The sequence below is a fragment of the Bathymodiolus heckerae thiotrophic gill symbiont genome (genome assembly GCF_900180345.1).
GTDB lineage: Bacteria > Pseudomonadota > Gammaproteobacteria > PS1 > Pseudothioglobaceae > Thiodubiliella.
In genome coordinates this window covers 1-1108 of record NZ_FXLV01000104.1, presented here as the reverse complement: position 1 = coordinate 1108, position 1108 = coordinate 1, and the positions used below count along the sequence as shown (strand labels likewise).

The window sequence follows — 1108 nt, the reverse complement described above, 5'->3', positions numbered from 1 at the left end:
ATAAACAATGCCAAACAGGTAATCAAACATCATATCGTTAAAGTGTTTGAGCGTATCCCCATCTACGGTGAGAAAAAAGTACACCAGCAATTACTAGAAGATGGTTACAAGGTTAGTTTAAACACTGTTGCACGCCATCGGCAAGAATTAGGTTTAAAGGCAGTATTAGCAGTTAAACAAGTTAACACCACGATACCCATCAAAGTACATAAAAAATATAGTTACAAGCTTCGAGGTGTTGGCATCAACCATGCTAACCAAGTTTGGTCTACAGACATCACTTACATCAAGATTGCCGGTGGCATGGTCTATATGACAGCTATTATTGATTGGCATTCTAAAGCAGTGTTGTCATACAGAATATCCAATACCATGGATTCACAGTTAGTGATGAGTGTCCTTAATGATGCTTTAGGGAAACACCCACACCCAGAAATATTTAATACCGATCAAGGTTCTCAATACACCAGTGAGATACATACCCAACGCTTGAAGAAATTGGGCATCACAATATCTATGGATGGCAAGGGCAGAGCCACAGATAATATCTGTATTGAACGCTTCTGGCAAAGCACAAAATACGAAAGAATTTATCTGAATGAATATCAATCCATTGGTGAGCTAGTCACTGATGTAGATGATTATATTGAATTTTATAATTACAGAAGATTCCATGAGACATTGAAATACAAAAAACCAATGGATGTGTACCAAGAAAGTATAAAGTTAAACCAGAAAAAAAGAGGGCTTCTTGAGGTTTGCTATATAAGAAAATTTAAAAAGTTGTCAAAGGTTTTGGGGTGATGTAAATTTTTTATTAAATAAATATTAAACAATAATATCTAAAAAATTTATAAAAAAGATTTGCTTTTCTATAAAAAAGAAATATAATGTATATACATTATCAATAACTTTTAATTAATGCAAGATTTACAAAATTTCAGTTTTAGCTGGAGTGATGAAAAAAATAATATTTTAATAAACACTAGAGAAATATCATTTAATGAAATAGCACAAGCATTAGAAGATGAAATGATTTTAGAAGAAGTAAACAACCCTAGTTCTAATTTCAAAAATCAAAAGTGCTTTATGGTGAATATTAACAATT

General features: G+C 31.9%; 2 protein-coding genes. Both read left to right on the top strand.

What is annotated here, in order from left to right; translation table 11 throughout:
• A partial coding sequence (locus tag CRYPD_RS07705) for an IS3 family transposase (RefSeq protein ID WP_171004407.1) occupies nt 1-804 on the top strand: 804 nt, incomplete at its 5' end.
• Nucleotides 805-921: 117 nt separating this feature from the next.
• Nucleotides 922-1108 (top strand): hypothetical protein (locus CRYPD_RS07700; RefSeq protein WP_425290268.1); only part of this gene is annotated, 187 nt, incomplete at its 3' end.